Source organism: Methylomagnum ishizawai (assembly GCF_900155475.1).
Taxonomy (GTDB): Bacteria; Pseudomonadota; Gammaproteobacteria; order Methylococcales; family Methylococcaceae; genus Methylomagnum; species Methylomagnum ishizawai_A.
This window is the reverse complement of sequence record NZ_FXAM01000001.1, coordinates 4399609-4424825: the sequence shown is the minus strand read 5'-3', so window position 1 is coordinate 4424825 and position 25217 is coordinate 4399609. Positions and strand designations below refer to the sequence as shown.

Sequence of the window (25217 nt, the reverse complement as noted above, 5' to 3'; positions counted from 1 at the left end):
TGGCGCTTCCAAGGCTCCCGGATACGCCATAAACCACCGGGTTCGCCATACCGAACAACCCCCATCAGAGCGAGCAAGGGCATGGCCGAAAATTCCCCGTCCCAAATCTTCGAAAACGTTCCCAGCCCCTTTTGCGGTATCGCTTCGGACGATCTCAAGATCGAAGTCAGCGGCCAGCGCCTCAAGGTGCTGGAACACGGCGACGCCGTCACCTTGGCGGGTTTCGAGTCGCCCATCGTCGATACCACTCCGCGCGTCGGCGGCGAACCCGCCAGCCTGGAACAAGCCGTGGCCCGCGCCGCCGCGATCCTGGGCGCGGCGCACTTGCCGGTATTCAGCGGCTTCGGCACCGATGTCAACGAGACCCGTGCCGCCCTGTCCTTGATCGAGCGCAGCGGCGGCGTGTTCGACCAACAACGGGCCGAGGGCGGTTTGCGTAATCTGCTGGTGCTGGCCGATTCGGGCTGGATGGCGACCACCTTGGGCGAACTCAAGAACCGGGTGGACGTATTGGTGTCGTTCGGCACCGATATCGAGGCCCATTTCCCGCGTTTCTTCGAGCGCTTCATCTGGACGGAGGAAACCCTGTTCGGCGCGGACACCTCGAAGCGCGAAATCATCTATATCGGTGCCACGCCCAGCGGCGCGGCGGCAACCGCCCCGGATGGCCGGGTTCCCCAGGTGATTCCCTGCGAACGCGCCCAATTGCCGCAGGTGGCGGCGGTGTTGTCGGCCCTGGCCCAAGGCGTGGAAGTGAAGGCGGAAACAGCGGGTGGCGTGCCCGTGGACACCCTGCGCGGCGTGATCGCCCGGTTGCGGGAAGCGAGTTATGGCGTCGTCACCTGGGCGGCGGGCCAACTGGATTTCCCCCACGCCGAACTGGCTGTGCAGCAATTGTGCAAGGCGGTGATCGCCCTCAACCGCCACACCCGCTGCGCCGCCCTGCCCTTGGGCGGCCAGGACGGCGACCGCACCGCCAGCCAGGTCGCGGCCTGGATCAGCGGCTATCCGACGCGGGTCAGCTATGCGCGGGGCTATCCCGAATACGATCCCTACCACAATAGCGCGGCGCGTTTGCTGGCCGGGGGCGAGGCCGACGCCTTGGTGTGGGTGTCCAGCCTAGGGCTGACGCCGCCGCCGGTGAGCGCCGTGCCCACCGTGGTGATCGGTCGCTCCGGGATGCGGTTCGAGCAGGAGCCGGAGGTATTTATTCCCGTCGGTGTACCCGGCATCGATTTCTCGGGCCATATGTACCGCTGCGATAACGTGGTCGCCATGCCGCTCTACCAACTCCGCCAATCCGATTTGCCTAGGGCCGCCGAGGTGTTGAAGGCCATCGAACAAGGGTTGAGCCGCTAGGCCGTGCCGGGCCGGGTTGCCTCCCGGCCCCGCCTTAATTCCCGAGGTATCGCCATGAACGCCTATTTCCAGCCCAACCAGTCCTGGATCAGCGAAGAGGACTATCTCCAGGGCGAGCTGCTCAGCGAAATCAAGCACGAGTATATCGACGGCCAGGTCTACGCCATGGCCGGGGCCAGCAAGAACCACGAGCGCATCGCGGGCAATGTGTTCGGGGAAATTAGGGCGCATTTAAAAGGCAAGCCCTGCGAACCCTTCGCCTCCGATATCAAGGTGAAGGTCGGTACCCAATTCTTCTACCCCGATGCGATGGTGGTTTGCCACGACCCGGACCCGCACGAGTATTACACCCAATCCCCGGTCTTGATCGTCGAAGTCCTGTCCCGCCATACCCGCAAAACCGACGAGACCACCAAGCGCCGCGCCTACCTGGAGATACCTTCCCTGCTGGAATACGTCCTCATCGAGCAGGATATTGTCGATGTCGAGGTCTGCCGCCGGGTCGAGGGCTGGGTGTCCAAGCATTACTTCATGGGCGACCAAATCCTGCTTCAGTCCATTGGGTTGACGCTCGCGGTCGAGGAAATCTATGCGCGGGTGGTTAACGAGGATGTGCGCTTATTCCTGGAGGAACGGGCCGCAACTTCCCCGCCCACGCCATAAGCGTCCGGCCTCAGCCCAAGATTCCCACCGCCTGTTGATCGGCGTGGTAGGACGAGCGCACCAGCGGGGCGCTCGCCACCGCCGAGAATCCCATCCCCCGCGCCAGTTCCCCCAAGCGCCCGAACTCTTCTGGCGTCGCGTACCGCGCCACCGGCAGGTGTTCGGCGCTGGGTTGCAGATATTGCCCCAGGGTCAGCATATCGCAGCCGTGGCCGCGCAAATCCCCTAAAACCGCCTCGATTTCCTCCAAGGTTTCGCCCAGGCCCAGCATCAGGCCGGATTTGGTCGGCACGCCCGGATGTTTTGCCTTGAACCGCGCCAGCAAGGCCAGGGAACCCCGGTAATCGGCACCGGGCCGGGCGGCTTTGTAAAGGCGCGGCACGGTTTCCAGGTTGTGGTTGAACACGTCCGGCGGTTCTTGGGCGAGGATATCCAGCGCGGGTTCGATCCGGCCCCGGAAATCGGGCACCAGGATTTCGATCCGGGTGGTGGGCGAGCGTTCGCGGATGGCGCGGATGCAAGCGGCGAAATGGGCGGCGCCGCCGTCCAAGAGGTCGTCGCGGTCCACCGAGGTGACGACCACGTATTTGAGGCCCAGTTCGGCGATGGTGTCGGCGAGGTGGGCGGGTTCGGCGGGATCGGGGGCTTGCGGGCGGCCATGGGCCACGTCGCAGAACGGGCAGCGCCGGGTGCAGATATCGCCCAGGATCATGAAGGTGGCGGTGCCGTGGCCGAAGCATTCCGACAGGTTGGGACAGGCGGCTTCTTCGCAGACGCTGTGGAGGTTGCGTTCGCGCAGGGTGCGTTTGATGTGCTGGACGTTCTCGCCGCTCCCGAGGCGTACCCGGATCCATTCGGGTTTCCTGAGCGGGGTTTCCGCCGGGACGACCTGGATGGGGATGCGCTTGAGCTTGTCGGCGTTGCGCTGGTGGTTGTCGGGGTCGAGGCGGGAGGGGGCGCGGTAGGGGTCTCGGGTGGTCATGGTCGGGTGTGGTGTTTGGCTAAGGATGGACAGCGCATCCGTCGCGGTGGATGGGCTACGGTCTTTCTATGACATGCGGGCCCAGACGCAGGGCGAAGGGATCGAAATCACGGCCGTTATGCAGCAATGATTTCGATTTGGTCGAGCATCGGACGGTTCCTGGCTTGGTCTGCGAGTCGGCAGGGTAGGGGAAAGGCCGAAAGGGCGTCAAGCCGGGCCGGGCGGGCTACAGCGCTTGCAGCAGCCAAGGCCGGACCAAGTGTTCGGCTAACGGCGGGTTGCGGTCGTGGATGAAGGCCAAGGCGACGGCTTGGCCGAGCAGGATCAGGACGACGATCAACCACAGGCGCAGCCGTTCCACCGGGCGGGCGCTGGATTTGAAGCGCTGTTGTTCTTCCGGGGTGAGTTCGCTGTAGCCCCTGGGCGAACCCAGTACCTTGTCATAGGCCGCCAGCAGATTGTGGCTGTGCCACGCCAGCAGCCCGCCCAACGCCACCGCCAGCCAGATTAGCCCATAACGCAGGCCCGCAGGCGGTGGCGGAAATAAAACCAAGAGCTTTTGCGCCGATTCGGCGGCAGCAGGCCACACGGGTTCTAACCAATCCTTGATACCGGGATACCAGGACAACAGCAGCCAGGGCACCAACATTGTCAGGCCGAGCAGCAGCAGTTTGGACCAAGCGCCACGGCTCACTATCGCCACGCGCTCGCGTTGGGCGTGGCCGTCCAAGCCCTCGAAGGGCGGCGTTAAAGCCAGGGCCAAGGGCCACCAGAGCCAAGCGCTGGCTTTCAGGCTCCAGCGGTAACTTAGGGCGGGGAGGTACCAAGCGACGATCAGAATCGAGTAGAAGGCTTTATCGCTGGGCTTCTCTTTAGGCAAGCGGTGCCAGAGGCCAATGACGGTGAATTCGTCACTCACTTTTCCTGCCTGCGGCAACAGTTCGGGGGAATGGGTGAGGTCGATGACCAGCAAACTTTCGCGCCAATTGCGCGGCAAGCGTTTAAGGCCGCGAAAAAGGTAGCGTAGGCTGGCAAACCAGCGGATGAACAAGGCGCGAATTAAGGCACCCAAGGCAACGGCTGGGAAGAATATGAGAGTAAAAAAAGTTTCTGACATACCCACAACCGCAACCGCACCCATACCCACACCCATACCCGCACCCGCAACCCCACCCGCAACCCCACCCGCAAATGCAAACACAAACGCAACCTCAAACGCACCCGCACCCGCACCCGCACCCGCACCCGCACCCGCAAACGCAAACGCAACCGCAACCGCACCGATCACGACCGCCCGCCAGAACAAAGCCCATCCAACATGGCCCGGCAACCAAGCTTGGGCGAGGTAGTCAGCGAGCGCCCAGGTAGCCAGTCCGCTAATGATCGCTACCACTGCGATTTCCCAGCGGCCCAAATCGCTTTCCTCGCGCTCATGCCACCGCCGCAACATCTCCACCCCCAACGCCACCGACTCCTCCGAGCGCAACAGCAACATAGGCGCGGCCAGCAATCCGACCATCGAAAACCAAGGCCACTCGAACCGGAACGACAGCCACCAATACAAACCCACGGCGGCCAAGGTTTCGAGGACGGCCAAGACCGAGATGTGCCCGGCGGCGATGGAGGCATCGGTGCAATGCCAGACCCAGCGGCGGGACGGCGGAGTGTTGAGGGACGGTGGGGTGTTCATGCGTGGATTTCTCCGGGTAGCCTGGGATAGCCGGAAAAATACACTAATCGCGCTTGAATTGGCGCTTTGGGGTGGGGTTGTCGATAAAAAAGGACAGCCAAGAAGGTTCGGCAAAACCCTATCGCTGCTGTTGCGAGACGGCCAAGCCGTCCATGATCCTCCCCGCCAACGGGGCCATCACATCGACCACCCGCGCCCCGATGCCCAGCGCCGCCAAGCTGGTGACTTCTAGCCCCGCATGGCCGCAAGGATTGATGGCCGAGAACGGGGCGGGGTCCAGGTCCACGTTCAGGCTCAAGCCGTGGTAGCTGCATCCCCGCCGCACCCGCAGCCCCACCGAGGCGATTTTCCTGCCCTCGACATAGACGCCGGGCGCGTCGGGCCGGGCCACAGCTTTGAGGCCGTATTGCGCCAACAGGCCGATGGCGGCGTTTTCCAACAGACTGACCAGGGAGCGCACGCCCAGGTGGTTGCGCTTGAGGTCGGCCAGCAGATAGGCGACCAACTGGCCGGGGCCGTGGTAGGTGATTTGTCCGCCGCGGTCGGTCTTGACCACGGGAATCGGGCTGGCGCGGAGCAGGTGGGCCGGGTCGCCGTTCATCCCCAGCGTATAGACCGGCGGATGTTCCAGCAGCCAAAGCTCGTCCGGCGTGTCCGCGCCGCGGGTTTCGGTGAATTGGCGCATGGCCCGCCAAGTGTCTTCGTAATCCTTGAGTCCCAGCGGACGGATGAGCAAGCCTCCGCTCATGGCAGGAACACCGTCGCCAGCCCCAGGAAGATGAAGAAGCCCATGCCATCGGTCATCGCCGTCAACAGGACGCTGGTGCCGACCGCCGGGTCGAGTCCCAGGCGGTGGCGGCCCAAGGGCACGGCCAGTCCCATGATGGCGGCGACCAAAAGGTTCAACAACGTCGCCCCCGCCATCACGATGCCCAGGTGCATATCGTGGTATAGCCCATAGGCCAGCAAACCCAGCACCGAACCCCACACCGTGCCGTTGAGCAGGCCGATGCCGAGTTCCTTGAGGGTCAGCCGCCAGACATTGCCGGGATTGATGAGTCCCAGGGCCAGAGAGCGCACGATCAGCATGCTGGTCTGGTTGCCGGTGTTGCCGCCGATGCCGGCCACGATGGGCATGAGGGAGGCCAGCGCCACCACCCGCACGATGGTGTCCTCGAACATGCCGATCACGCGGGTGCTGAGGAAGGCCGTGACCAGGTTGATCGCCAGCCAGAACCAGCGGTTGCGGGCGCTTTTCCACACTCCGGAGAAGATGTCCTCCTCCTCCATCAGCCCGGCCTCGGCCAACCGTTCCTCGTCCGAGGCTTGGCGGATGTAATCGACGATGGCGTCCACGCCGATCCGGCCTTGCAATTGGTGGTCCCGGTCCACCACCGGCGCGGATAACAGGTCGTAGCGCTCGAAGGCGCGGGCGGCTTGGTCGGCGGCGTCGTCGAGGTGGAAATAGACCACGTCCTTGGCCATGACCTCGGCCACCGGCTTGTCCGGGTTGTGGGTCACTAGGCGCTTGAGCGATAGCACGCCCTTCAGCACATTGTTTTCATCGACCACGAACAGCTTGTCGGTATGCTCGGGCAATTCGCCGCGGCGGCGCAGATAGCGCAGCACCACGCCCAGGGTGACATCCTCGCGGATGGTCACCATGCCGAAATCCATCAGCGCCGCGACCGTATCCTCCTCGTGCGAGAGCAGCGATTGCAGGCGTTGGCGGCCCTGGTCGTTGAGCGATTCCAGGAGTTCCTGCATCACCTCTTCCGGCAGGTCCGGGGCGAGGTCGGCGATTTCGTCGGTGTCGAGTTGCTCGGTGGCGGACAGCAGTTCCTTGGCGTCCATGTCCGAGATCAAGGTTTCGCGCACGGCGTCGGAAACATCGAGCAGGATTTGCCCGTCCTGGTCCGAGCCGACCAGGTTCCACACCACCAGCCGGTCTTGCAGCGGCAGGGCTTCGAGGATGTAGGCGATATCCGCCGAATGCAGCCCGTCCAGCTTGTGCTTGAGGGCGACTTGGTGCTGTTTGTGCAGCAGGGTTTCCACCAGGTCGTGATGGGGCATGGCCTGCTGGTGCAGGATGGCTTCTTCCAGTTTTTGCTTGCCCAGGAGTTCGCTGATCTCGCCGAGCAGATGGCGCAGGTGTTCGTCGGGGGGCGTCGTGGTCGGGTCGGCCATGGGGAAATCCAGCCATCGGGTTGCCGTGAGGGGGAAGGGCCGCTGGCCCGGCGGGGGCGTCGCCCGTCAGAGCGCCATGACCACCTCGGCGCAGGCGCTGAGGTCGCGGTAGATGGCGTCCAGTTGGGCTTGGTTCTCGGCCTGGATCAAGAGCGTGACCGAGAGGTATTTGCCGCCCTTGCTGGGACGGCTGGTCACGGCCTCGTCGTCCAAGCCGGGGGCGTGGCGGCGGGCGATTTCGGCCACGAGTTGTGTGAAGCCGCCGTTGTCCAGGCCGAAGGCTTTGATGGGAAATTCGCAGGGGAATTGCAGGGGGGATGCGTGGCTCATAGGGACACCTGGCTTGGGAAGCGTCTTGGGAGGTGGCGGCAAGCGCCGGTTGCGTTCGCGGTGCGGGAGCGGGGGCGGCCCGCTGGTGCCCATGCGGGCGGTTGGAGGCGCGGGCTTCGATCCCGCCGGGCCTAGGCGGAGCGGGTGCCTTCCCGTAAGCCCTGCTTATACGCCTGATAGATTTCCTGTATCCGCCGCCACACCGGGCCGGGTTGGCCGTCGCCGACCTTCGCGCCGTCAAGTTCGGTCACGGCCAGCACTTCGCGGGTGGAACTGGTCAGCCAGATTTCTTCGGCCTTTTGCAACTCTTCCAGGCGGATGCGGCGTTCTTCGGTCGCCAGGCCGTGTTGTTGGGCCAGTTCCAGCACCAGGTCGCGGGTGATGCCCGGCAGGATAGCATGGCCCTTGGGCGGGGTGATGACGCTGCCGTCCTGGACGATGAACAGGTTGCTGGCCGCGCCCTCGGTCGCGCAGCCGTCGCGGACCAGGATGGCCTCGGCGGCGCCCCGCTCTACCGCGTCCTGCCGCAGCAGCACGTTGGCGAGCAGGGTCGTGGCTTTGATGTGGCAGCATTGCCAGCGGATATCGTCCAGGGTCACGGCCCGGATGCCGTCCAGGGGGATCGGCGCGATGGGCGAACCCATCGCGAACACGGTCGGCGTGATTTGGGCCGGGATGGCGTGATCGCGCTTGTCCGCCGCGCCGCGGGTCACTTGTAGATAGATGTACTGGTCGCCGGGACCGTCGATGAGCCGCTCGAAGATCGCCGCCCATTCGCCGTCGGATAGCGGCTGCGCCATGCGGATGCCCGCGAGGCTCTGGCCCAGGCGGCGCAGGTGTTCTTGCAGCCGGAACGGCTGGCCGCCATAGACCGGGATCACTTCGTACACGCCGTCGCCGAACAGGAAGCCGCGGTCCAGCACCGAAACCTTGGCTTGGTCCAGGGGCAGGTATTCGCCGTTGAGATAAACGAGGGCCATGCCGGGGCTCCTTATTTCTTGTTGAACATGAGGAGGACTTGGTCGAACAAGCGGCGGAAGATGCCGCCTTCCTCGACCGCCTTGAGCGCCACCAAATCCTGTTGGCCCACGATCTCGTTGTTGTAGACGACCTTGACCGAACCCAGCTTGTCGCCCTGTTTGACCGGGGCGGCGGCGTCGGTGCCGATCTCCATCGAGGCTTTGAGGTTGTTGTACTGGCCGCGTGGGAAGGTCACGGCGAAATCGTGGCTGAGGCCGACGCCGACCTTGGATTCCGCGCCTTTCCACACCCGCGCCTCGCCCAGGGGTTCGTTGGCCTTGTATAGCGCACGGGTCTCGAAGAAACGGAAGCCGTAGTTGAGCAGGGATTGGTTGGCGTTGGCGCGGTCGTTGTCGCTCTTGGTGCCCATCACCACCGCGATCAGGCGCATGTTGTCGCGTACCGCCGAAGTCACCAGGCAATAACCCGCGCCCTGGGTATGGCCGGTCTTGACCCCGTCCACGCTGGGATCGCGCCACAGCAGCCGGTTGCGGTTGGTTTGCTTGATGTTGTTGAACATGAATTCCTTGATCGAGTGCCATTTATAGTACTCGGGGAATTCCGCGATCATGGCGCGGGTCAGGAGGGCGAGGTCGCGGGCCGAGGCGTAATGGTCCGGGTCGGGAAGGCCCATGCTGTTCTTGTAATGGGTGTTCTTCATCCCGAGGCGCTCGGCGTTCTGGTTCATCATCTGGGCGAACACCGCTTCGTCCCCCGCCACATGCTCGGCCAGGGCCACGCTGGCGTCGTTGCCCGATTGCACGATCATCCCCTTCAGCAAGTTCTCCACCGCGATGCTGGCCCCGACCTGGGCGAACATGCGGGAGCCCTCGGTGCGCCACGCCTTCTCGCTGACCGTGACCATATCGTCGAGGTGCAGGTTGCCCTTGGCCAATTCCCGGAACACCACGTAGGCGGTCATGATCTTGGTCAGGCTGGCCGGTTCCAATTTTTGGTCGGCGTTGCTCTCGGCCAGCACCCGGCCACTGTTGTGGTCGATCAGGATGAAGGCCTTGGCTCCGACATCGGGCGGCGGCGGGATGATGGGCGGGGCGGGCGGTAGATCGGCCGCGCGGGCGAGGCCGATGAATCCGAGCAGGGCGAGGAGGAGCAGCAGGCTGAACGGTGTTGATTTCACGGCTTTTTGCCTTCGTGCGGGGGGATCGGGGAAAAATGCCCGGCATTGTAGCACGCGGGGCTTTGGGGCGTGGTCGCGGGGCCGTGGACGATTGTTGCGCGGAGGTGAATGCTGCGGCTTGCCGGTGGCGACGATCCGCCTACCGGATTGATGATCGGCGGGCGTACCGCGAGCGGTCCTGTAGCCAGGGGCGGGCGATGGAATCCGGGGGGCTTGGATTTCCGGCCCGCTTCCCGGATTCCGCGCCGGGTCCGGGTTACCGGCGGATGGCCCGGCTCAGTTCATACGCCGCCATGGCGTACAGCGGGCTGTGGTTGTAGCGCATGATCGTGTCGAAATTATGGAAGGCCAGCCAGTAATCCGGCCCGGTTTCCCCCGGCAAAGTCACCAATCCCGCCTTGTAATTGCCGGGAACCGGGTCCACCGGCTCCGCGCCCAGGGAGACCCATTCGTTCAGGTTGTGCGAGAACTTGGGATTCTTGCTGGCCAGTCCCGCCGCGCCGCCGTTGACCCTGGCCAGGGTGGCGATGGGTTCGCCGGTATGCCAGCCATTGGCCGAGAAATACCGCGCCACGCTGGCGATGGCGTCGGCGGGGTTGTTCCAAATATCGCGCTTGCCGTCGCCGTCGCCGTCGGCGGCCAGCTTGCGGTAGCTGGACGGCATGAATTGCGGCATCCCCATCGCCCCCGCGTAGGAACCGACCGGCTCCAGATAATCCATGCCCTCCTCGCGGCACAGCAGCAGGAATTGCTCCAGTTCGCCGCGGAAGAACCCCGCCCGTTTGGGATAGGCGAAGGCCAGGGTGGACAGCGCGTCGATGACCTTGTACTTGCCGGGCTTCGCGCCGTAGCTGCTTTCGACGCCGATGATGGCGGTGACGATATCCCTGGACACCCCGTAGCGGCTTTCGGCGCGGGCCAGCGCCGCCGCGTTCCGGGCCTTGAAGTCCAGGCCGCCCTGGATGCGCTTGTCGGTGAGGAACAGCTTGCGGTAGTCGTACCAGGGTTTGGCTTCGTAGGGCTTGGCCATGGCGTCGAGGATAGCGGGTTGAATCGCGGTGCGCTCGAAGGCGTTGACCAGTGCCGCCGTGGCGAAGCCATGCTTGCGGGCCATCTCGGCGATGAAGGCGCGGACCTCGGTGCGGTCGGTGATGCCGGGCTGGGCGGGCGGCGGGGGTTCGGGGAGGGCGAGGGTGGGTTCCGTGGCCGTGGCGGCGGGCGGCGGCGTGGGTTGGGGCCGGGCCGGGGATGGCACCGGCGGGCTGGGCGGTGGCGCGGTGCAGGCGTGGAGCAGGAGGGCGGCGATGGGAACGAGGCTGCGGCGGTAAGGCATGGCGGTGGGTCCGGGGCTGGCGTGGGATGGAAGGCAAGGATAGCCGAGCGGAGGGGAGGACGTCAGCCCGGCGGGGGAGGCCGGGAGGGATTCGCGGTCCGGGACGGCGCCCGTGCGGTTTCCAGACGGTCCGGTCAACCCGCCCCGGCGCGGCTGTCCTGATAACGGACGAATAGCCGTACACAATTCCGGGTTTAAAGATAATGCTATGATTTGAATAAGCTTTTTTTATAAAAAAAGCTGGCACGCCATTTGTTATAGATGGTGCGCGACCGGAAAGGGCGGAAGGGTCCGCCGCAGCCGGTTCGCATTCATCCATCTCATTCAGGAGAGCAACAAATGGCTATTAGCGCTGCAACCAAAGCCGCTACCGATGCCCTGGCGGCCAACCGTGCGCCCACTAGCGTCAACGCCCAAGAAGTCCACCGCTGGCTGCAAAGCTTCAACTGGGATTTCAAGAATAATAGGACCAAGTACGCCACCAAGTACAAGATGGCGAACGAGACCAAGGAACAGTTCAAGCTGATCGCCAAGGAATATGCGCGGATGGAGTCCGTCAAGGACGAGCGCCAGTTCGGCAGCTTGCAGGACGCCCTGACCCGCCTGCAATCGGCGGTCCGCGTCCACCCCAAGTGGAACGAGACCATGAAGGTGGTCTCCAACTTCCTGGAAGTGGGTGAATACAACGCCATCGCCGCCACCGGCATGCTCTGGGACTCGGCCCAGGCCGCCGAGCAGAAGAACGGCTATCTGGCCCAGGTGCTGGACGAAATCCGCCATACCCACCAGTGCGCCTACGTCAACTACTACTTCGCCAAGAACGGCCAAGACCCGGCCGGCCATAACGACGCCCGCCGCACCCGGACCCTCGGCCCGCTGTGGAAGGGCATGAAGCGGGTGTTCTCCGACGGCTTCATCTCCGGCGACGCGGTGGAATGCTCCCTCAACCTGCAATTGGTCGGCGAAGCCTGCTTCACCAACCCCTTGATCGTGGCCGTGACTGAATGGGCCGCCGCCAACGGCGACGAGATCACCCCGACCGTGTTCCTCTCCATCGAGACCGACGAGCTGCGCCACATGGCCAATGGCTACCAGACCGTGGTGTCCATCGCCAACGATCCGGCCTCGGCCAAGTACATGAACACCGACCTGAACAATGCGTTCTGGACCCAGCAGAAGTATTTCACCCCGGTGTTGGGCATGTTGTTCGAGTACGGCTCCAAGTTCAAGGTCGAGCCTTGGGTCAAGACCTGGAACCGCTGGGTGTACGAAGACTGGGGCGGCATCTGGATCGGCCGCCTGGGCAAGTACGGCGTGGAATCCCCGCGCAGCCTGAAAGACGCCAAGCAGGACGCTTATTGGGCGCACCACGACCTGTACCTGCTGGCCTACGCGCTGTGGCCGACCGGCTTCTTCCGCCTGGCCCTGCCGGATCAGGAGGAAATGGAATGGTACGAAGCCAACTACCCCGGCTGGTACGACCATTACGGCAAGATTTACGAGGAATGGCGCGCCCGCGGCTGCGAAGACCCGTCCTCCGGTTTCATCCCGCTGCAATGGTTCATCGAGAACAACCATCCCATCTACATCGACCGCACTTCCCAAGTGCCGTTCTGCCCGTCCCTGGCCAAGCACGCCACCACCCTGCGCGTCCACGAGTACAACGGCCAGCTCCACACCCACGCCGACCAGTGGGGCGAGCGCATGTGGCTGGCCGAGCCGGAACGCTATGAGTGCCAGAACATGTTCGAGCAGTACGAAGGCCGCGAGCTATCCGAAGTCATCGCCGAGCTGTGGGGCGTCCGCAGCGATGGCAAGACCCTGATCGCCCAGCCCCATGTGCGCGGCGACAAGCTGTGGACCCTGGACGACATCAAGCGGGTCGGCTGCGTGTTCTCCAACCCGGCCAAAGCCCTGAAGGCTTGAGGCGGGCGCGGGGCTTCGGCTTGCCGAAGCCCTGCCAATCAAGGGCGCGGTCTTGCGTTCCCTGGCCGCGCCCTTGTTTGGAGGGCTTTTGTTCTGCGGAACCCTTCAGGAGGGGACTGGGTGTCCACCCAGGCTCTATAACAACGATCACCTCAACCAAGAGGATTCAACATGCCATTGCTCGATGAAAAGCGTCGCGGCCTGACCGACCCGGAATGGGCCTCCGTGATTCTGAACGCCTTGCCGGCGGAGCCCCTCGACAAGCAAAACAAGATGGGCTACTTCGTCACCCCCCGCTGGAAGCGCCTGACCGAGTATGAAGCCCTGACCGTCTATGCCCAACCGAACGCCGACTGGATCGCAGGCGGTCTCGATTGGGGTGATTGGACCCAGAAATTCCACGGGGGCCGCCCGTCCTGGGGCAACGAAACCACCGAACTCCGCACCGTGGACTGGTTCAAGCACCGCGACCCGCTGCGCCGCTGGCATGCCCCCTACGTCAAGGACAAGGCCGAGGAATGGCGCTACACCGACCGCTTCCTGCAAGGCTATTCCGCCGACGGCCAAATCCGCACCATGGATCCGTTCTGGCGCGACGAGTTCATCAACAAGTACTGGGGCGCGTTCCTGTTCAACGAGTACGGCCAGTTCAACGCCCACTCCGGCGGTGCCCGCGAGGCCCTTTCCGACACCATCCGCGTTAGCCTGACCTTCTGGGGATTCGACAAGATCGACCTGGCCCAGATGATCCAGCTGGAGCGCGGCTTCCTGGCCAAGATCGTCCCCGGCTTCGACGAATCCACCGCCGTGCCCAAGGCCGAATGGACCCAGGGCAGCGTCTACAAGAGCGCCCGCGGCACCATCGAGGCGCTATGGCAGGACGTGTTCGATTGGAACGAGAACGCCTTCTCGGTCCATGCCGTCTACGACTCGCTGTTCGGCCAGTTCGTGCGCCGCGAGTTCTTCCAGCGCTTGGCCCCGAAGTTCGGCGACAACCTGACCCCGTTCTTCATCAACCAGTCCCAGACCTACTACGGCATCGCCAAGCAAGGCGTGCAGGACCTTTACTACACCTGCCTGGCCAACGATCCCGAGTTCGGCGACTACAACCGCACCGTGCTGCGCAACTGGACCGCCAAATGGCTGGAAGGCACCGTGAACGCCCTGCGCGATTTCATGGGCATTTTCGCCAAGCTGCCGACCGGCACCACCCACAAGGCGGAAATCCAGGCTTCCCTGGAGCGGGTGATCGACGATTGGACCGCCGACCATGCCAGCCGGATCGACTTCAAGGTCGACCGCGACGCCATTGTCCGCCATGTCATGTCTGGCCTGATTTAACCGCTTGGATTTTCAGAGAGTCATTATGAGCGTTTCTAGCAATGCGTATTACGCCGGCACCACCGGCCTGAGTGGCAAGGAATTCGCCGAGGCCTTCTTCGCCGACGAGAACCAGGTCGTCCATGAGAGCGACACCGTGGTGCTGGTCCTCAAGAAGTCCGACGAGATCAACACCTTCATCGAGGAAATCCTGCTTGAGGACTACAAGAAGCACGTCAACCCGACCGTCAACGTCGAGGACCGCGCCGGTTACTGGTGGATCAAGGCCAACGGCAAGATCGAGGTGGACTGCGACGAGCTGAGCGAACTGCTGGGCCGGTCCTTCAACGTCTACGACTTCCTGGTGGACGTGTCCTCCACCATTGGCCGCGCCTATACCCTGGGCAACAAGTTCACGATCACCTCGGAACTGATGGGCCTGGACCGCAAGCTCGAAGACTACCACGCCTAAGGAGACCCACCATGGCAAAGAACGGTGTACATGACAACGCAACCCGCGATGCGTGGGTCGTCAAGATCGGCCAGTTGAACACTTTGGACAAGGCGGCGGCGGCGCTCAAGCAGTTCCGCCTCGACCATACCACCCCGTTCCGCAAGACCTACGAGCTGGACAACGATTACCTGTGGATCGAAGCCAAGCTGGAGGAGAAGGTCGCGGTGTTGAAGGCCCGCGCCTTCAACGACGAGGACTTCCGCCACAAGACCGCCTTCGGCGAATGCGCCAAGACCCTGTTGGCCGAGGCCGTCGCCAAGATGGCGGCGACCGGCGACAAATGGGAAGCGGAACGCATCCACATCGGCTTCCGGCAGGCCAACAAGCCGCCGATCATGCCGGTGAACTACTTCCTGGAGGCGGAACGGGTCCTGGGCACCAAGTTGATGGAACTGCGCAACCTCAACTATTACGACACCCCGCTGGAAGAGTTGCGCAAGCAGCGCGGCGTCAAGGTGTTGGTCGCCCCGCACTGAGCATCGCGCACCCGGCCTCCGCAAGGGGGGCCGGGTTTTCCGGGGCGGGTTCCGGCCCGCCCCCTCCACCCCGCACCAGGAGGCCACCATGCTTTCCGAACTCAAGAACATCCGCCAAATCGTCGTCGCCGTCGCCGCCCTGCTGATCGGTTCCTCGTTGGCGGTCGTGGTCACCAAGCTGCTGTGACCGATCGAAGGAAACCCCGGCCATGACCATCGACTTCGACCATTTGGACCCGGACGCGCTGGATTTCCTGTCGGCGCGTTCCCTCAGCCAAGTTCCGGCGGGCACGCCCCGCACCGAGTTGTTCCAGCAGGGGCGCTATGCCGCCTATGCCCAAGACCTCGGCTTCGCTTGGCGCTGGGCCATCGCTCGCGATGGCCGCGATATCCAGGAAGGCCCGGCCCTGAGCCTGGAATCCGCCCATTTGTCCGCCCGCCGCGTGCTGGCGTTCTTCGTCCGGCTGGACAGCCCGCCGACCCCGGCCTGAGTCCGCGCCCCTTTTTCCATACCCACGCATTCGGAGCTGAGCGCCCATGGCGGCCACCCATAGCATCAAAGTCATCACCGAGGACGGCGAAGCCGTCTATTTCGATTGCCGTCCCGACGAGGACGTGATTTCGGCGGCGATCCGCCAGGATATCTATCTGATGTCCTCTTGCCGTGCGGGCGGTTGCGCCACCTGTAAGGCGTTCTGCCCCGAGGGCGATTACCGCCTGGTCGGATGCAGCGTGCAAGCCCTGCCGCCCGAGGAAGAAGAGGACGGCCAGGTCTTGCTGTGCCGCTGCTATCCCGATAGCGATTTGGAACTGGAAGTCCCCTACACCTACAGCCGCATTGCCTTCGAGCCGGAAGCCAACGAGTTCCCCGCCGAGGTGGTCTCGGTCGGCAAGGTGTCGAGCAATGCCGTGCGCCTGCACCTGCGCCGTCCCGGCATGGGCAACGAGCGCAAGGTGCGTTTCGACGCTGGCCAATTCATGGAACTCCAGGTGCCGGGCAGCGCAGTCACCCGCGCCTATTCCCCGGCCAATATCAGCAACGATGCGGGCGATCTGGAATTCCTGATCCGGCTCCTGCCCGACGGCTTGATGTCCAACGCCCTGCGCGGTGGGGCCATCCAGCCCGGCCAGACCTTGCAGGTCAAGGGGCCGCAGGGCATTTTCGGACTCAAGGAGAACGGCTTCCGGCCCCGTTATTTCATCGCGGGCGGCACCGGCTTGGCCCCGGTCCTGTCCATGGTCCGCCACATGCGGGAATGGGGCGCACCGCAGCAAACCCGACTGTACTTCGGCGTCAACACCGAGGAGGAGGTGTTCCTCCGCGCTGAACTGGAAGCGCTGGCGGCCGCGATGCCCAACCTCACGGTCAAGGTCTGCGTCTGGCGTCCGACCGACGGATGGGACGGCGAGCGCGGCAACGCCATCGAAGTGCTGCGCCGTGACCTCGAAGCCCAACCGGCCCAGCCGGACGTCTATCTGTGCGGCCCACCCGGCATGGTCGATGCCGCCTACGCGGTCTGCGCCGAGTTCGGCATTCCCGCCGACCAGATTTACTTGGAGAAATTCCTGCCTTCCGGGCCGTGCGGCGAAGCCTGCGATCCCGGCCAGGTCCACGGCCACCACCAGCACGCCACGGCCTGAGACCCGGAGTCCCCATGCGCCTGAGTCCCGACGACACCGAATTCCTGACCCGGATGGTGCGCCAATTGGAGGAGAGCATCGGCCAGTTGGGCGAGCGCGACGGCCAGTTGCGGCTGACCTTGCACCCGGACCGGGTCGAGCAACTCAGGGAGCTTTGGGACGGCGAATTGAGCCGGGCGGAGGAGATCGAACTCCGCGCCGGACTGGACTGGCGGGAAAGGGAGTTGCTGTGGGTCTGGGCGCGTTTGAAACGCGCCCGCTCCGCCAGGGCCGAGGCCGGGCAGGCCATGATGCGGCGGTTCGCGCCGGAAGGCTCCGCCTGAACGGTCCCGGTCCCCACGTTCATGATTCAAACGACAACAATCCACCGATTGAGGGAAAAACATGTTTCCGATGATCCGATTCCGGGAGTACCCGGCATGAGCAAGCGTTTGGTGTTCGACGGCGAGGCTCGCGCCGGCATCCTCAAGGGCATCGATATCCTGGGCCGGGCGGTGGAAACCACCTATGGCTACCAAGGGCCGTGCGTCATGGTCCAGCACCGGACCCAAGGCTTGCCGCCGTTTTTCACCCGCGACGGGGTGACGGTGGCCAATTCCGTGGTGCTGGGGGACCGCCTCGCCGACCTCGGGGCCAGGATGCTGCGCGATGTGGCCAATGCCGTGTCGCGGGAGGCCGGCGACGGCACCACCACCGCCGTGGTGCTGGCCCGCGCCATCGCCCGCGGCCTCTTGCGTAGCCTTGCCGCCGGGGCCGATCCCCACCGCCTGCGCGAAGGCATGGACGCCGCCGTGAAGTTGGTCGAGGACGACCTGCGCCGCCGCGCCCTGCCGCTGCAAGGCGATATGGTGGCCCAGGTGGCCGAGGTGTCCATGCGCAAGGAAGGCCAAGTGGGCCGCCTGCTGCAACAAGCCTATGCCGAGGTCGGCCCGGATGGGGCCGTCACGGTCGAACCGGGCTGGACCCGCGCGGACACGCTGGATATCGGCGAAGGCTTCCGCTACGAACTGGGCTTCCTGTCGCCGGGTTTCGAGACCGACCCGGTGCGGCGGGCGGCGGACATCGAAGGGGCGCGGGTGCTGCTATACCACGGCACCGTGACCGATTTCATGGATTTGATCCCGCTGCTGGAAGCGGTCAACGAGGCGGGCCAAGCCCTGGTCATCGCCTGCGACGGCATCGACGAGCGCCCGCTGCAAGGCTTGGTGATGAACGTCAAGCGTGGGGTGTTCCGCGCCCTGGCGGTCAAGGCGCCGGGCCATGGCGACCGCCGCCGCGATTGGCTGGACGATCTCGCCACCGCCACCGGGGCGCGGGTGCTGGTGCCGGAACGCGGTGACAACCTGGAACGCGCCGCCCCGGAGGTGCTCGGCCATGCCGCCAAGGTGGTGGCCGACGCCGACAGCGCCAGCTTCATCGGCTGCGGCGGTGACCCGGTCGCCGTGGCCCGGCGGGTCGCGGGTTTGGGGAAGGAAGCGGACGCGATCCGCGCCCGCAAGCCGGGCGAAGGTTCCCCCACCGGCAACCTGCACGACCTGGAAGACTTGGAAGCCCGCATCTCGGCCCTGGTCGGGCGCATCGCCACCGTACGGGTGGGCGGCACCACCGAACCCGAGATCAAGGAGCGTCTGCAACGGGCCGAGAACGCCCGCCGCTCGGTGCGGGCGGCTTTGGAAGAAGGCGTGGTGCCGGGTGGCGGCGTGGGTTTGCTCCAGGCGCGGGAAGCCTTGGGCCGCTTATTGCTGACCGATCTGGATTGGCAACGCGGCGTCGCCATCGTCTCGGAGGCTTTGGAGCAGCCGTTCCGCGCCCTGGTCGGCAATGCCGGGATCAACCCGGTGGCGGCCCTGGCCCGGATCGAAGCCGCCGGAAACGCCCGCTTCGGCTACGACGCTTCCAGCGGCGCGTTCGGCGATTTGGTGGCGGCGGGCGTCTTGGACCCGGTCAAGGTCTTGCGCCTGGCCCTGGTCCAGGCGGCGGGTATCGCCGCCACCGTGCTATCCAGCGGCGCGGTGGTTTTGAACGAGCAATCGGGCTTGCCGCATTTGCCGGGATTCAGTGCGGAATGGGCTGCGGCCACCCGCGAAGACCCCAGGGCGTGATTCCGGCGGCGGGGTGGGTAAAACCCCCATGCCCCGCCGTTTTCAAACCAGACCGATAGCGGGATTACCCGAGGCCGGTATCGGTTAATGCTCTGTGATAACCCACGGTATCCGCCCGATTTGGCGCATACCCGGCTTCGATTTTTAACCTACCTCACTTGGTGGATGTATCCGGGGGGTAATCTTGTTCCTCCCCTAAGATCACTCCATTCCGGCGGCAGCCGCGGCAATACGCCGCATTGCCGCCTTTTTTTTTGGACAGTATCATGCCGCCCAAACTGGAATCGCCGAGATTCCCAATAACGATAATAATTAAAGAAGCTATGCATGGGCTTTAATCGTCACCACGATCTATTTCCTGTGCGCCTATGTTCACCCAGCTCAATACCTGCCCCCCGGTTCCGGTCGATCATCCGTCGGAATCCCATCCCCACCCCCATGCGCCGCCAACCGGCGACGACCGCGCCCGCCGCGCCTGGGAAACCCTGAGCGCGACCGGGAAGCTCCCGGACGACGGCGAACTGCTCCGCCCCGAGATCGGCCATGCTTGGCGGCGCTGTCTCATCGAACACCGCCTCCCTCCCGGTGGCGACCAGGCCAAGGGCGAACCCCGGCCCGTCCCCGGCATGATCACCGGGTTCGGCGGGGCCGATTTCGTCGATTTGCTGGGCCGTATCAGCCCCTTGCTCAAGGGTACGCGCCTGTCGTTGTTGGTGGCGACTCCTGACGCCCGCTTGCTGCATATCGCCGAAAACCAGCTCGAAGCCTCCCCGCTCATGCGCGACCTGGCTCGCCGTGGCTCCGATTGGCGCGAAGCCGCGCTGGGCAACAACGGTGTCGGCACCGCCGCCCTGTTGGGCATCCCCGCCGCCTTCAGCGGGCGCGAGCATTTCTCCAAGCGCCTGCATGCCTTCTGCACCGTGGGTTATCCGCTGGAAGGCCCGGATGGACGGGTGGCCGGGGTGATCGGGCTGGTGGGCGATTGCGAGGTGGCGGCCTCGGTGCTGCTGGGCGTGATGGGGCTCATCATGCGCTTGTTGCAGGCGGAAACCCCGCTGCGTTCCCCCAGCGGTTTCGACACCGCGTTCCGCTTCGTGGAGCGCGGCTACGGTGGAGAGTCCGATAGGGCGGTCGGCACGATCTACCGCGACACCCTGGCCGACGATTTGGTACGGCAGGCAGCGCGTTTGCAGGCCCGCAACATCCCCATCCTCATCACCGGGGAATCCGGGGTCGGTAAGGAGCATCTGGTGCGCCTGATCCACGCGGCGGGTTGCCGCCGCGACGGTCCCATGGTCGCCATCAATTGCGCCTCCATCCCCCGCGACCTGATCGAGAGCGAATTATTCGGCTACGAGGGCGGCAGTTTCACCGGGGCCAGGAGCCAGGGCAAGCCGGGCAAATTCCTCCTGGCCTCCAAGGGTGTGTTGTTCCTGGACGAGATCGGCGATATGAGTTTCGACCTCCAGGCCACCTTGCTGCGGGTGTTGGAGAACGGCGAGTTCGTGCCGGTGGGCGGTGCCAAGCCGATCAAGGCCGATGTGCATGTGATCGCCGCCACCAATATCAAGCTGCTGGACGCGGTAGAGCAGGGCCGGTTCCGGCGCGACCTCTACTACCGGCTCAACGGTGCCCAGTTCCGCCTACCGCCACTGCGCGAGCGCCCGGATAAACGCCAACTCATCGAGTCCCTGCTGGTCCGCGAATGCGCCCAGGCCGAGGTCGAACCCAAGCGGCTCGATCCCAACCTGATGGACTTGTTCCTCGGCCATCCCTGGCCGGGCAATATCCGCGAACTCCGCAACCTGCTGCGTAACCTGGTGTCGGTGGTGAATCGCGGCGTGCTGGAAGTGGGCGACCTGCCCATCGACTTCCTGGAGGAAATGGGCTTCATCCCGCGCCAAGACCCCGCGCCCCAAGCGCCCGCGACCCCGCCTCCAATGGCCGGACCGACCGCCTTGCCACCCCATCCGGGGACACCTTCGCTGGAGGATTGGGAATGCCTCGCCATCGAGTCCGCCCTGCGCCAGGCCGATGGCAATGTGGCCGAGACCGCCCGTATCCTGGGGATTTCCCGCAGTACCCTGTACGTCAAACTGCAACGCTACAACCTGACACCGCCCCGGCGTCCCCGCCCGGCTCCGGTCGGAGGACAGCCCGCATGACCGTCGTCGAAGCCATCCAAACCGCCAAGGAGCGCGGTTTTTCCCCGGAATTGCAGGCCGTGGCCCTGGATGCGGGCGACCCCGAACTGGCCTACCGTTTCGCCTACGCGGTGGAGGAAGCCGACCTCGACGCGCTGGAAACCGTGGTGCTGCGCTCGCCACACCCGCGCTTGGTATTCGATTTCGCCCTGGTCAAGGCCGAGCGCGGCGGCGATGTGGCGCGGCTACAGGAGGCCGTCATCGCGTCCGGCGATGCCGGGTTGATGATCCTGTTCGCCGCCGATGTCGAAGGAGCCGATATCGAACGCCTGGAAGACGCTGTGCGCGCCCATCCCGATGCCAAGTACATCCTGTTGTTCGAGGCGGAGATGCGGCAGAAAGGCCATTATTGAGGCGAAAAAAAGCCCGCGCCGCCTGGAGCATTTTCGGCTTGGGTGTCCGTCCGGCGTAGGGTGGGCACATGCCCACCCTTTGTGTGGTCACCCCGGTGGGCACGGAATACGTGCCCATCCTACAAATAACGTGAAAATGCCCTAGGGCGGAGCGGGCGTAGTCAGAGAGGCTATGCGGGAGTTTTAAAAGCAGTTATCGGGCCAGTCCACGGAATCCCTGGCCCGGTCTGCCGATTCCTATCATCCCGACCCGCCAGCCCGACCGATTCCCGTGTGAAATGCCGGGAAAATCATGGTTTTCACCCAGCATAAATAAAAACCCAGCCACCTGTTATCGACCCACTATGGATAATTCAATTCAATCCCGGTCTGGATAAACCGCCCATCCCGGTGACAGGTCCGGGCTTTAAAATATCGTGTAATCCTGGTATATAATCCAGGAGCGCGATGGTTATACCCAGAAAAATAACTATCCGTCCGAATATGGGGCGGTATGGGGATAGCCACGCTGGAGCGTCCTGAAATCGGACAAGATCACTATCCAAACCATGGACGCCCCGTGGGCCGGGGCGCGATTTCCAGAGGGTCGGGCGATGAGCCAGGAAAGAAACGGCGGAACCCAGGGGCGCAAGACGCTCTATTGTTCCTTCTGCGGCAAAACCCAGCACGAAGTGCGGAAGATGATCGCCGGTCCCACGGTGTTCATCTGCGACGAATGCGTCGATTCCTGCAATGGCCTCCTGGACGGCCAGGCCAGGGAGGCGCTGGTGGCGGCGGTGGCGGACCTGCCCAAGCCGGTGGATATCAAGGCGGTCCTCGACCAGTACGTGGTGGGCCAGGGCCACGCCAAGCGGGTGCTGGCGGTGGCGGTCTACTCCCACTATAAGCGCCAACGGGCCATGGCCCTGGGACGGCGGGGCGGGGTGGAATTAGCCAAGAGCAACATCCTCCTGATCGGTCCCACCGGCTCGGGCAAGACCCTCCTGGCCGAGACCCTGGCCCGGATGCTGGACGTGCCGTTCGCCATCGCCGATGCCACCGGGCTGACCGGGGCCGGCTATGTCGGCGGAGATATCGAGGACATCGTCGGTAAGCTGCTGCAAAGATGCGATTACGACGTGGCGGCGGCCCAGTCGGGCATCGTCTATATCGACGAGATCGACAAGATCGCCCGTCGCGCCGGGGACAACGCCACCGCCCGCGATGTGGCGGGCGAGGGCGTGCAGCAAGCCCTGCTCAAGCTGATCGAGGGCACGGTGGTCCGGGTGCCCGCGCACGGCGGCAAGCAACACGCCCAGCAGGACTATATCGAGGTCGATACCACCCATATCCTGTTCATTTGCGGCGGAGCCTTCGCCGGCTTGGAACGGGTGGTGGAGTTCCGCGCCGAACCCGGCGGTATCGGTTTTGCTGCCGAGCCCAGGGGCGCGGCGGGGCGGCGGTCGGCTTCCGAATGGCTCCGGGAAGCCGGGGCCGAGGATTTGATCCGCTTCGGCCTGATCCCCGAATTTGTGGGGCGCTTGCCGGTGGTCGCCGTCCTCGACGAATTGGACGAGGACGCCTTGCTGGCCATCCTCACCCAGCCCCGCAACGCCTTGGTCAAACAATATCAACACCTGTTCGCGTTGGACGGCGGCGAATTGGAAATCCACGAGGACGCCTTGCGCCAGATCGTCCGGCGAGCCTTGGAGCGGAAGACCGGGGCCAGGGGACTGCGGGCCTTGCTGGAAACCTTGCTGCTGGACGCCATGTACGAACTGCCTTCGCTGGACGGCCCGGCCACGGTGCGGGTCGATGGTGTCTCCGCCCGCAACGGTACCCCGCCGCGCTTGGTCGTGGGCGGCGGGCAACAGCGCCGCGCCTGAGGAGGGAGCCATGTCCAAGAAGATCGACAAGGGTTCGGATAACAAGACGGCGGGTATCCGCTTCCACATCAGCTCGGCGCGGATGGCGATAGACAAACTCAGCTATGTGGCTTTCCAGCGCTATCTCGACGAGATGGAGCGCTCGATGTACCTGTGCCCGGAATGCGGCTGGCGCGGGCGCGGCAAGGCACTGGTGCCGATGGAGCGCGACGACGGGGACGCCTATTCCATCGAACACGCAGGCGATTGTTGGTATGCCTGCCCCAAGTGCGAGGCCGAGATGCCGGTGGAGCGGCCCGTGATGCGGGCCGCGCCCAGCGGGAATCCTGGCGGATGAAGCGGGATTTCCCACTGGGCGTGCCGGTGCTATGCCTCTGGGCGGCTTTATCGATACCGGCCCCGGCGGCGGCATCGCCCGAACCATGCGCCGGTCCGGGATTGGAACAACGGGTCGGCGGGCTGCGGGTGGTCCTGGCCGGTGGGTCGCCCACCCCCGCCGCGGTCGGCCCCAACCTCTGGACGGTGCGGATCGAGGGGCGGAACGGCAAACCGCTGGCCGGGGCGGCGGTGGTGCTGCGCCCCTTCATGGAAGCCCACGGCCACGGCACGGTGCCCGACCACTTCCAGGGCGGGGAGGAAGCGCCGGGCCGCTACCGGCTCGGTCCCTTCGACCTGTTCATGCCGGGCGATTGGCGGATGGAAATCCGGGTCGCGCCGCGCCGGGGTCGGCCCGCCGCCGCCGTGTTCCATGCCTGTATCCAGGAGTAGGGCGATGCGGAGAACTTGGCTGGCGGCTTGTGCGCCGCTCCTGGCCGGGACGGTCCTGGCCGCGCCGACCTTGCCGGACGATCCGGCCTCCTGCGGACGTTGCCATCCCGAGCATTACCGGGAATGGGCCGGCAGCATGCACGCCTACGCGGTGAAAGACCCGGTGTTCCGGGCCATGAACCGGCTGGGCCAGGACGCTACCGGCGGCAAGCTCGGCGATTTCTGCGTTGCTTGCCACGCGCCCTTGGCGGTGCGCCGCGGCCTGACCCGCGACGGCTTGAACCTCGACCAGGTGCCGGAAACCCTGCACGGCGTCACCTGCCAATTCTGCCATACGGTCGAGGCGGTCGAGGGCGGGCACAACAATCCCCTGCGCCTCGCCGGGGATGGCGCGGTCCGGGGCGGTATCGCCGATCCTGTCGCCAATGCCGTCCATGTCTCGCGCTACTCCCCCTTGCACGACCACGCCCGGCCCGAATCGGCGACGCTGTGCGGAAGTTGCCACGATATCGATACCCCGCCGCCGACCCCGGTGGCCTTGGAGCGCACCTTCCGGGAGTGGCGGACTTCCGTGTACGCCCGTCCCAGGGACCAAGGCGGCCTGACCTGCGGCGGTTGCCATATGCTGGGCCGCGACGGTCCTGCCGCCGACATGCCGGGAGCGCCGCCGCGGCGGGTTCATTCCCACCGCTGGCCGGGGGTGGACGTGGCCTTGGAGGATTTCCCGGACAAGGAGGCGCAACGGGCCGCGATCCAGCGCCTATTGGATAGCGCGGTGGCAGGTCGTTTGTGCGTGGAGCTGGGCAAGCGGGGCGTGGAATTGCGCGTGACTTTGGAGAACCTCGCCGCTGGGCACGCCTTTCCCAGCGGCGCGGCCCAGGACCGGCGTTTGTGGGTGGAGGTGACGGCGCGGCGCGGCGGCAAACAGGTGTTCGCCAGCGGCTTGGACGGGCCGGAAACACCCGCCCAGGGCGCGGGCGATCCCCGGCCCTGGGTGTTCCGGGATATCCTGCGCGATGTCCACGGCGCGGAAACCCACCGCTTTTGGGAAGCCGCCAGCCTCGAATCCAAGCTGCTGCCGGTGCCGGTGGCGGGTGCCCAGGGCCACGCCGCCCACCATGTCTCGCGGGTCTACCGCTATCCCGACCGGCGCTTGCCGGATACGGTCGAGGTTGCGGTGCGGCTGCGGCCCATAGGCCGGGACGTGCTGGACGAACTGGTGCGGCTGGGCTATCTGGAAGCGGAGGACCGCGAGCAGGTGCCCACCTTCGGTTTGGGCGGGGCGCGGTTGTCCTGGCGGGCCGACGCGGGGCGGGCCTGCGTCGATCCGGCGGCACGGCGCTGAG

The 25217-nt window shown here is 65.0% G+C and carries 24 protein-coding genes; 16 read left to right on the top strand and 8 right to left on the bottom strand.

What is annotated here, in order from left to right; translation table 11 throughout:
• Window positions 1–81 precede the first annotated feature (81 nt).
• Complete coding sequence (locus tag B9N93_RS19910) at window positions 82–1359, top strand: formylmethanofuran dehydrogenase subunit B (RefSeq protein WP_085215953.1); 1278 nt, start codon at window positions 82–84, stop codon at window positions 1357–1359.
• 54 nt (window positions 1360–1413) lie between these two features.
• Complete coding sequence (locus B9N93_RS19905) at window positions 1414–2022, top strand: Uma2 family endonuclease (RefSeq protein ID WP_085215952.1); 609 nt, start codon at window positions 1414–1416, stop codon at window positions 2020–2022.
• A 10-nt stretch (window positions 2023–2032) separates the two neighbouring features.
• Here B9N93_RS19905 and lipA read toward each other — a convergent pair whose 3' ends face one another.
• The 8 genes from lipA to mltB form a co-directional block, all read right to left on the bottom strand.
• A complete protein-coding gene (gene lipA / locus B9N93_RS19900; protein WP_085215951.1) occupies window positions 2033–3004 on the bottom strand; it encodes a lipoyl synthase in 972 nt (323 codons plus the stop codon).
• Window positions 3005–3230: 226 nt separating this feature from the next.
• Window positions 3231–4076 carry a hypothetical protein gene (locus B9N93_RS19895; protein ID WP_125469079.1) on the bottom strand — a complete coding sequence of 282 codons (846 nt, stop codon included), beginning with the start codon at window positions 4074–4076 and terminating at the stop codon, window positions 3231–3233.
• Window positions 4077–4812: 736 nt separating this feature from the next.
• Window positions 4813–5442, bottom strand: coding sequence for a lipoyl(octanoyl) transferase LipB (lipB, locus tag B9N93_RS19890; protein WP_085215949.1), 630 nt, complete (start codon window positions 5440–5442; stop codon window positions 4813–4815).
• A complete protein-coding gene (mgtE, locus tag B9N93_RS19885) occupies window positions 5439–6881 on the bottom strand; it encodes a magnesium transporter (RefSeq protein ID WP_085215948.1) in 1443 nt (480 codons plus the stop codon). The genes lipB and mgtE overlap by 4 nt, the downstream gene beginning before the upstream one ends.
• 66 nt (window positions 6882–6947) lie before the next feature.
• Window positions 6948–7211: a YbeD family protein gene (locus tag B9N93_RS19880; RefSeq protein WP_085215947.1), complete on the bottom strand. Its 264-nt coding sequence runs from the start codon at window positions 7209–7211 to the stop codon at window positions 6948–6950.
• A gap of 131 nt (window positions 7212–7342) precedes the next feature.
• Entirely contained in the window at window positions 7343–8191 is an 849-nt protein-coding gene (locus tag B9N93_RS19875) for a D-amino acid aminotransferase (protein ID WP_085215946.1), read from the bottom strand.
• An 11-nt stretch (window positions 8192–8202) separates the two neighbouring features.
• The gene (locus B9N93_RS19870; RefSeq protein WP_085215945.1) at window positions 8203–9369 is read right to left on the bottom strand and encodes a D-alanyl-D-alanine carboxypeptidase family protein; all 1167 of its coding nucleotides are present in this window, start codon (window positions 9367–9369) and stop codon (window positions 8203–8205) included.
• A gap of 256 nt (window positions 9370–9625) precedes the next feature.
• Entirely contained in the window at window positions 9626–10702 is a 1077-nt protein-coding gene (mltB, locus tag B9N93_RS19865; RefSeq protein WP_085215944.1) for a lytic murein transglycosylase B, read from the bottom strand.
• Window positions 10703–11041: 339 nt separating this feature from the next.
• Between mltB and mmoX the strand changes: the two genes are divergently transcribed.
• From mmoX to B9N93_RS19795, 14 genes are all read left to right on the top strand, one after another.
• Complete coding sequence (mmoX, locus tag B9N93_RS19860; protein WP_085215943.1) at window positions 11042–12628, top strand: aromatic/alkene monooxygenase hydroxylase subunit alpha; 1587 nt, start codon at window positions 11042–11044, stop codon at window positions 12626–12628.
• Window positions 12629–12799: 171 nt separating this feature from the next.
• Window positions 12800–13969, top strand: a complete 1170-nt coding sequence (gene mmoY, locus B9N93_RS19855; RefSeq protein ID WP_085215942.1) for an aromatic/alkene monooxygenase hydroxylase subunit beta — start codon at window positions 12800–12802, stop codon at window positions 13967–13969.
• Window positions 13970–13994: 25 nt separating this feature from the next.
• Window positions 13995–14420, top strand: a complete 426-nt coding sequence (locus B9N93_RS19850) for an MmoB/DmpM family protein (protein ID WP_085215941.1) — start codon at window positions 13995–13997, stop codon at window positions 14418–14420.
• 11 nt (window positions 14421–14431) lie between these two features.
• Window positions 14432–14938 carry an aromatic/alkene monooxygenase hydroxylase subunit gamma gene (gene mmoZ / locus B9N93_RS19845; RefSeq protein ID WP_085215940.1) on the top strand — a complete coding sequence of 169 codons (507 nt, stop codon included), beginning with the start codon at window positions 14432–14434 and terminating at the stop codon, window positions 14936–14938.
• A 209-nt stretch (window positions 14939–15147) separates the two neighbouring features.
• Window positions 15148–15429, top strand: a complete 282-nt coding sequence (locus B9N93_RS19840; RefSeq protein ID WP_085215939.1) for a hypothetical protein — start codon at window positions 15148–15150, stop codon at window positions 15427–15429.
• Between the two features lie 46 nt (window positions 15430–15475).
• Complete coding sequence (gene mmoC / locus B9N93_RS19835; protein WP_085215938.1) at window positions 15476–16579, top strand: aromatic/alkene monooxygenase hydroxylase FAD-binding subunit MmoC; 1104 nt, start codon at window positions 15476–15478, stop codon at window positions 16577–16579.
• A gap of 14 nt (window positions 16580–16593) precedes the next feature.
• Window positions 16594–16902 carry a hypothetical protein gene (locus B9N93_RS19830; RefSeq protein WP_085215937.1) on the top strand — a complete coding sequence of 103 codons (309 nt, stop codon included), beginning with the start codon at window positions 16594–16596 and terminating at the stop codon, window positions 16900–16902.
• A 96-nt stretch (window positions 16903–16998) separates the two neighbouring features.
• Window positions 16999–18681 carry a chaperonin GroEL gene (gene groEL / locus B9N93_RS19825; RefSeq protein WP_085215936.1) on the top strand — a complete coding sequence of 561 codons (1683 nt, stop codon included), beginning with the start codon at window positions 16999–17001 and terminating at the stop codon, window positions 18679–18681.
• Window positions 18682–19049: 368 nt separating this feature from the next.
• Window positions 19050–20846: a sigma-54-dependent Fis family transcriptional regulator gene (locus B9N93_RS19820; RefSeq protein WP_085215935.1), complete on the top strand. Its 1797-nt coding sequence runs from the start codon at window positions 19050–19052 to the stop codon at window positions 20844–20846.
• Window positions 20843–21238: a hypothetical protein gene (locus B9N93_RS19815; RefSeq protein ID WP_085215934.1), complete on the top strand. Its 396-nt coding sequence runs from the start codon at window positions 20843–20845 to the stop codon at window positions 21236–21238. Before B9N93_RS19820 ends, B9N93_RS19815 begins: the two co-directional genes overlap by 4 nt.
• A 593-nt stretch (window positions 21239–21831) precedes the next feature.
• Window positions 21832–23103 carry an ATP-dependent Clp protease ATP-binding subunit ClpX gene (gene clpX / locus B9N93_RS19810; RefSeq protein ID WP_085215933.1) on the top strand — a complete coding sequence of 424 codons (1272 nt, stop codon included), beginning with the start codon at window positions 21832–21834 and terminating at the stop codon, window positions 23101–23103.
• 10 nt (window positions 23104–23113) lie between these two features.
• Complete coding sequence (locus B9N93_RS19805; RefSeq protein WP_085215932.1) at window positions 23114–23440, top strand: hypothetical protein; 327 nt, start codon at window positions 23114–23116, stop codon at window positions 23438–23440.
• Complete coding sequence (locus B9N93_RS19800) at window positions 23437–23871, top strand: FixH family protein (protein ID WP_085215931.1); 435 nt, start codon at window positions 23437–23439, stop codon at window positions 23869–23871. Before B9N93_RS19805 ends, B9N93_RS19800 begins: the two co-directional genes overlap by 4 nt.
• A 4-nt stretch (window positions 23872–23875) precedes the next feature.
• On the top strand, window positions 23876–25216 hold the full coding sequence (locus tag B9N93_RS19795) for a multiheme c-type cytochrome (RefSeq protein WP_176225343.1): 1341 nt from the start codon (window positions 23876–23878) through the stop codon (window positions 25214–25216).
• Window position 25217: the final 1 nt, after the last annotated feature.